This window comes from Pantoea sp. SIMBA_079 (assembly GCF_046940275.1).
Classification (GTDB): Bacteria; Pseudomonadota; Gammaproteobacteria; order Enterobacterales; family Enterobacteriaceae; genus Pantoea; species Pantoea borealis.
The window spans coordinates 179,029-186,184 of the sequence record NZ_JAWRYR010000007.1; the positions used below are offsets into that span (position 1 = coordinate 179,029).

Below are 7,156 nucleotides of genomic sequence, written 5' to 3' on the forward strand. Positions count from 1 at the left end.
TATACTGCGACAAATTTGCCTTGAGGGTTCAACCCATTATGTACCATGTTGTCGCAGCCACCACCAATCCGGCAAAAATTCGCGCGGTTGCGCAGGCGTTCAGCGACGTTTTCGGTGAGGGATCCTGCCATATTCGCGGGGTAGCGGTCGAGAGCGGCGTGGCGGCTCAGCCGCTCAGCGATGCGGAAACGCGTCGCGGCGCACGTCAGCGCGTAGTTAATGCCCGTGCGGCCGCGCCAGAGGCGGATTTCTGGGTGGCTATTGAGGCGGGCATTGAGGGCGACTGCGCGTTTGCATGGATGGTGGTGGAAAATGCACAGCAGCGCGGTGAATCACGCTCTGCCAGTTTTACGCTGCCGCCGGTTGTACTGGCAGGGTTAGCTGCCGGGCGCGAGCTGGGCGAGGAGATGGCACGCCTGACTGGCGTAGAGAATATTAAACACAAGGGCGGCGCGATCGGCGCCTTTACGCAGGGCCTGCTGACCCGCTCCAGCGTCTATCATCAGGCGCTGATCCTCGCACTCTGCCCGTTTACTCATCCGCTTTATCAGCAGTAATTAGCCGGGCTTCCAGCCAGCGTCTGAGTTCAGGCGGCGCTTCTTTCAGGCTGTTGGAGCCTCGCGTTATCGTTGCGATGCCCACGCCCAGCTCGTTTTTCAGCTCACGCTGGCTGATATCGCCGTTGATTAACGCTTCAATGATGCGCAGCCGCGTACCGAACGATTCACGTTCGTCGGGCGTCATCATCAGCTGCAGCATCGGCAGTGCCAGGTCATCAGCAAATGCGTGCTGCATCAGGTCGATAAAACGCAGCCAGTGATCGTCAGCGGACTGTTCAGAAAGGGATGAAGGCATAGCGGCTTCCGTACTCATTAACGAGTACGGAAGCATAACACACTCAGTAACGCTGATTCCACTCGCTGTCGCTGAGAATCTTGTCAGGTTTACCCATGAAGTAACGATAATAGGCGTCATACGCCAGCACGTTCTTCACGTAACCCCGCGTTTCAGAGAACGGAATCGTTTCAATAAAGGCCACGGCATCCAGTTTGCCTCCGCTGTTGTTGCGCCAGCTGCGCACCCGTCCCGGACCGGCATTATAAGCGGCAGAGGAGAAGATGCGGTTCTGCCCGAACTGCTGATACACATACTCCAGATACTGCGTGCCAATCTGGATATTGGTTTGCGGATCAAGCAGCTGGCTGCTGTTCACATAGCCGGGAATATTGTACATCTTCACGGTATGCGCGGCCGTGGCCGGCATCACCTGCATCAATCCGCTTGCCCCGACCGGGGAGCGCGCTTTCGGGTTCCATGCGCTCTCCTGACGCGAGATCGCCATGGCGTAGCTCGGATCGATCGCCTTATCGCCGGTATATTGCTGATACAGATTGCGCCACGCCAGCGGGAAACGCTCTTTCAGGCTATCCCACATTTTTGCACTGATCGTGGCCTGCACGCTCAGATCCCACCAGTCCTGCTGGTTTGCATAGTGCGCCAGCATCTGCTGCTGCGTGCGGGTTTTACTGACAATCAGGTTTGCCCACTCGCTGCGCGCGAGGTTATCCATGCCCCAGTACATCAGCTCACGTACGCGCGCCATCTCCGGCCCCTGCACAATGCTGTTGTCCGCAGCCGGCGCGTCATCAATTTTCAGCGGATAGTCGGTGCCAAGCCGCTGCGCCGCGACCATCGGGTAGAAGCCGCGCTGCTGCATCAGCTTACGCAGGATCTCGTCCGCCTCCTCTTTACGTCCCTGCGCTATCAGCAAATCGGCCTGCCAGTACTGCCACTCATCTTTTTCTTTCGCTTCCGGCGGCAGTCGCGCAATCCAGGTGTTCAGGCCGCGGCGGTCGTTTTCGCTCAGCGCAAGGCGCACGCGACGCTCCATAAGCGCGGTGGATTCACTGTTCATCACGACAGCATCACGCCAGCGCGCCTGCTCTGAGGTCAGGTCGGCTCCCATCATGCGCCATACCACAGCCTCTTTCAGATCCTGTTCTTCTGCCTGACTCATCTTCTGCGCGTTGACCAGCTGCGGGATCATCATGCGCGCGTTATCCATATCTTCGCGCGCCACGCGCGCAAAGGCGTAGCTGGTGGCCATGCGGGTAAAGTCGGTCGGCCCCAGCGTGGCGGCAAAGGTCGTTACGGTCTGCGGGTTCTGCTGCAGGGCCAGCAGTGCGCTGGCGGTGGTCTGATAATCTGCCGGCAGCATTTTCGCCAGGTAGTTCACCAGGCTGTCGTTGCCCGCCTTCATTGCCAGCCGGATGCGCTCCAGAATGGTAATCGGCGAGAGCTGGCCTGACGCCTGCCAGACCGAGAAGAGCCGGTCACAGTCGGCGGGCAGTGCCGATCCGCGCAGCCAGATGCTTTTCGCACCGGCAAACGCCGTTTGCTGCTGGCCGGTGGCCCATTTAGCGTAATACCAGTTGCAGCGCGCCTGCACCGGCTTTGGCTCATCCGGACTAAAACTCAGGATCCCCTGCCAGTCCTGCCGGTGCGCCAGTACATTCACAAACCGCGTCTGCAGCGATTTTGCCGGCGGCAGCGTCGGATACTGCTGAATAAAGTTTTTGATCGCCAGCCCCGCTTCCTGATCGAGATCCTGCGCCAGCAGGCGATATTGCAGATAGGGATAGAGCGGATAATCCTGCAGCGTCGGCATCAGCTGCTCAACCTGGTCCATCTGTTTGTTATCCCAGGCCTGCTTGATCTGCGCATAGCGCTGTCGTTGCTGATCCAGCGAGTCGGCCCATACGCTGCCTGCCGTGCTGACCAGACACATCCCTATCATCCAGTTACGCCACTTCTCCACTCCGCTCTCCTCTCTGCTTCGGTCCAGCGTATGCCGGACTCCCTTCATGCTAACCAGGGCTTTCATCTCTCGCCACGTTCTTAACAAAATTTACCTGGTAAGTATGTTCCTGCCACCCTAAGCCGCTTGTGCACCTGCAACGCAGTTTACGCCACCGCGCCTTTAAGGCTACTATTAGCCACCCGCTGCTGACGGCGCCGCAACCGCCTGAAACCTGTCAGGATTGTCTCGCTCAGAGGCTAAATGGCAAACCGCATCCGCTGCTCTGCGGCAGAACACCACTTTTACCGAGATGCTTATGGAAACCCGGCGCGACGAACGACTCAATAAGCTGGCCCAGGCCCTGAAACGCACCGATAAGCTGCATCTGAAAGAGGCGGCGCAGCTGCTGGGCGTCTCTGAAATGACCATCCGCCGCGATCTCAGCGAACCCGCCTCGCAGGTGGTACTGCTCGGTGGCTATGTGGTCAGCGATCCAAAAAGTCATGTCGGGCACTATTTTGTCTCCGATCAGCACGGGCATAACGCCGCACGTAAACGTCGGCTGGCGCAGGCCGCCGCCGCGCTGATTCGTGAAAATGATACGGTGTTTTTTGACTGCGGAACCACGCTGCCCTACGTCATCGATGCTATTCCGGACACCCTTCCCTTTACAGCTATCTGCTGCGCGATGAACACCTTTCTGACACTGAAAGAGAAGCCCGCCTGCAGCGTGATCCTCAGCGGCGGCGAGTTTCACGCTGACAATGCGGTGTTCACGCCAGTCGGCAACCACTCCATTCTTGATGACCTCTGCCCGGCGCTGGCGTTTATCTCAGCAGCCGGCGTGGATCTGCAGCAGGGGGCAACCTGCTACAACCTGAATGAGCTGGCGATGAAGCATCACGCCATGCTGCGCGCGCGCGAACGGGTACTGGTGGCAGACAGCAGCAAATATGGCAAGGTGCTGCCCGCCCGTATCAGCGCACTGCACCGGTTTGAGCGGCTGGTCAGCGACAGCGCTCCTGACGACGCGCTCAGTGCGTGGCTGACAGAGCAGGCGATTACGCTGCATCTTCCCTGATCGCCGTCAGCGCGTACAATTACGCAGCAGTGCGCCTGACATCACGCCTGTCACGCAAGTTTCACCGTGGCGCGGCTGTGATTAGGCCGCGAAAAAAGCTAAACTTCAGCATCTGACGTTCCACTATTTACAGACCAAGAGGCTCATCACAACGTGGCTCAATTCGTCTATAGCATGCATCGCGTCGGCAAAGTGGTACCGCCGAAGCGTCACATTCTGAAGAATATCTCTCTCAGCTTCTTCCCGGGCGCCAAAATCGGCGTTCTCGGCCTGAACGGCGCGGGTAAATCGACCCTGCTGCGTATCATGGCCGGTATCGATAAAGATATCGAAGGGGAAGCACGCCCGCAGCCGGGCATTAAAGTGGGCTATCTGCCGCAGGAGCCACAGCTCAACCCGGAACACACCGTGCGTGAATCGGTTGAAGAAGCGGTGGCAGAAGTTGCTGGCGCCCTGAAGCGTCTGGATGAAGTCTACGCGCTTTACGCCGATCCCGATGCGGACTTTGACAAGCTGGCTGCCGAACAGGGTCGTCTGGAAGAAGTGATCCAGGCGCACGATGGCCATAATCTGGAAACCCAGCTCAACCGTGCCGCTGACGCCATGCGTCTGCCGGAGTGGGATGCCAAAATCGGCAACCTGTCGGGTGGTGAGCGCCGTCGCGTGGCGCTGTGCCGTCTGCTGCTGGAAAAGCCGGACATGCTGCTGCTTGATGAACCGACCAACCACCTGGATGCGGAATCTGTCGCCTGGCTGGAACGCTTCCTGCACGACTTTGAAGGCACCGTGGTGGCGATCACCCACGACCGTTACTTCCTCGATAACGTAGCGGGCTGGATCCTGGAGCTGGACCGCGGTGAAGGTATTCCGTGGGAAGGCAACTACTCCTCCTGGCTGGAGCAGAAAGATCAGCGTCTGGCGCAGGAAGCGTCACAGGAAGCTGCACGCCGCAAATCCATTGAAAAAGAGCTGGAGTGGGTTCGCCAGGGTGCGAAAGGCCGTCAGTCTAAAGGCAAGGCGCGTCTGGCTCGCTTTGAAGAGCTGAACAACAGCGATTATCAGAAGCGTAATGAAACCAACGAACTCTTTATTCCGCCTGGCGCCCGCCTTGGCGATAAAGTGCTGGAAGTGAAAAACCTCAGCAAATCGTATGGCGACCGCGTCCTGATTGACGATCTGTCATTCTCGCTGCCAAAAGGCGCGATTGTCGGGATTATCGGGCCGAACGGCGCGGGTAAATCGACACTGTTCCGTATGATGTCGGGTCAGGAACAGCCTGATTCCGGCAGCATCGAGCTGGGCGAAACCGTGAAGCTGGCGTCGGTCGATCAGTTCCGTGACGCGATGGATAACACCAAAACGGTATGGGAAGAAGTCTCTGGCGGTCAGGACATTATGCGTATCGGTACCACCGAGATGCCAAGCCGTGCCTATGTCGGACGCTTTAACTTCAAAGGCACCGATCAGGGCAAACGCGTGGGCGAACTCTCCGGCGGTGAGCGCGGACGTCTGCACCTGGCGAAACTGCTTCAGGTAGGCGGTAACCTGCTGCTGCTGGATGAACCGACCAACGACCTCGACATCGAAACCCTGCGCGCGCTGGAGAATGCCCTGCTGGAGTTCCCGGGCTGCGCGATGGTGATCTCGCATGACCGCTGGTTCCTGGACCGTATTGCCACCCACATCATCGATTACCAGGATGAGGGCAAGGTTGAGTTCTTTGAAGGTAACTTTACCGAATACGAAGAGTATAAGAAACGCACCCTCGGCGCGGATGCGCTGGAGCCAAAGCGTATCAAATACAAGCGTATGGCGAAGTAATCTGCTGATAAAAAAGGCGCCTCCGGGCGCCTTTTTTATTGTGCTCAGGCGTTAATTGCCCAGCCGCTCTTTTACCAGCTCCACACAGCGCAGGAAGCGCGCATCGTAGTTGTCCTCCTGCACGTGCACAAACTCAACGTTATTTTCCCGCAGCATGGTCACCAGAATGGACTGAAACTCACGCCGGTCCACCGAGCTGCCGAGGCTGCGCAGGCCGTCTGCCACCCACGGCACGTTGTTCTCCAGCAGGATCACCAGGTCAAATCGGTACTCATCGATCAGCGCCTGTACAAAGGGGTGTTCGCGCCCTTCATACTTCAGACAGAACGCCTGAGTGGTAATAAAGTCGGTATCGATAAAGGCGACTTTATTCGCATATTTCACGGCAAAATCGATGTACTGCGCCTGACCCAGCGCAATTTTATCGTAGTCCGAGTACTGCAGCGCCATTTCATCGCCGCCGAGGTGAGAGAAGACATAGTCTCGGCCATACTCCCAGGCGCTGGTGGTGTTGAAGATGTTCGCCAGCTTGTTGACCAGCGTGGATTTGCCGCTCGACTCACCGCCCAGGACCGCCACGGTGCGCACAAAGAAAGGCTTCACTTCCGTCGGAATATATTCCCAGTAGCGAAACGGATCCTGACGGATCTGGCTGCCGCTGATGCTCATAAACGATCGGTGTGGATCGATGACCCGCGCCGGGATCCCCAGATACTGCTGATACATCGGCGCATCCGGTTCCTCGCTGGTATAGACGCAGTCGGGCACAATCCCCTGCTCTGCCAGAAACGCACTGACGCCTGCGCTCCAGACATCCCAGCCGTGCGGATAGGGTTCGATCCCCTCTTCGTTGAACGAGTGAATACGAATGTTTTTCTGGTATTTGAATGTCTGCAGGAGCCAGCGCAGCCGATCGCTGACGGTGGGCTGCTGCGACATGGCGCTGCTCTCAAACAGCGCGCGATCGCGCGGCTCGTCGTGGCCCATAATAATATGCAGCTCATCCACCTGACTGCAGGCGCGCTGAATCAGATAGATATGACCGGTGTGCAGCGGATAGAACTTGCCAAATACCACGCCCACGGTTTTTTCACGACGCGGAAACTCCAGCCCGAGAAAGTGATGCAGCGCCGCCAGTTTCTGCGCGCCGGGGCTTTTTATTTTCGCGTTAAGCAGCTGGCTCAGGTAGCCTTTGGTCATTCCGCTGGCGTCAGCCACCTGCTGCAGCGTATGGCCCTGCTGGCGAATCGCGGTCTTCAGATAGTCAAATGCTGACACTCAGTATCTCCTGCGTGCAATAAAGGATGATGCGGCCCTGGTTGCGTGCATCGTCTGAACCAGGGGCGCATTAATGCGCCCCCTACATATCGCCAGGGTGGCATTTATGCCGCCCTGGAAAGTTATGCGCATCCTCAAACGCAGGGGCGGCATTTATGCCGCCCTGGTTGCGTGCA

Annotated in this window: 6 protein-coding genes; 3 read left to right on the top strand and 3 right to left on the bottom strand. The window is 57.9% G+C overall.

Annotated features, from left to right (window positions below):
- The first annotated feature begins 38 nt into the window (after positions 1-38).
- On the top strand, positions 39-557 hold the full coding sequence (yjjX, locus tag SB719_RS11750) for an inosine/xanthosine triphosphatase (protein WP_304233390.1): 519 nt from the start codon (positions 39-41) through the stop codon (positions 555-557).
- Here yjjX and trpR read toward each other — a convergent pair.
- Together trpR and sltY are read right to left on the bottom strand one after the other, a co-directional pair.
- The gene (gene trpR / locus SB719_RS11755) at positions 532-855 is read right to left on the bottom strand and encodes a trp operon repressor (protein ID WP_292975376.1); all 324 of its coding nucleotides are present in this window, start codon (positions 853-855) and stop codon (positions 532-534) included. The genes yjjX and trpR overlap by 26 nt on opposite strands.
- 43 nt (positions 856-898) lie before the next feature.
- Positions 899-2,818, bottom strand: coding sequence for a murein transglycosylase (gene sltY / locus SB719_RS11760; RefSeq protein WP_292975373.1), 1,920 nt, complete (start codon positions 2,816-2,818; stop codon positions 899-901).
- 298 nt (positions 2,819-3,116) lie between these two features.
- Here sltY and deoR point away from each other — a divergent pair, with 298 nt between their 5' ends.
- On the top strand, positions 3,117-3,881 hold the full coding sequence (deoR, locus tag SB719_RS11765) for a DNA-binding transcriptional repressor DeoR (protein ID WP_314687164.1): 765 nt from the start codon (positions 3,117-3,119) through the stop codon (positions 3,879-3,881).
- Between the two features lie 153 nt (positions 3,882-4,034).
- Positions 4,035-5,702 (top strand): energy-dependent translational throttle protein EttA, encoded by a 1,668-nt coding sequence (gene ettA, locus SB719_RS11770; protein WP_075050757.1) that lies wholly within the window; start codon positions 4,035-4,037, stop codon positions 5,700-5,702.
- Between the two features lie 51 nt (positions 5,703-5,753).
- On the opposite strand, the gene nadR is transcribed toward ettA, so the two are convergent.
- Positions 5,754-6,980, bottom strand: coding sequence for a multifunctional transcriptional regulator/nicotinamide-nucleotide adenylyltransferase/ribosylnicotinamide kinase NadR (gene nadR / locus SB719_RS11775; protein ID WP_065650192.1), 1,227 nt, complete (start codon positions 6,978-6,980; stop codon positions 5,754-5,756).
- Positions 6,981-7,156 lie beyond the last annotated feature (176 nt).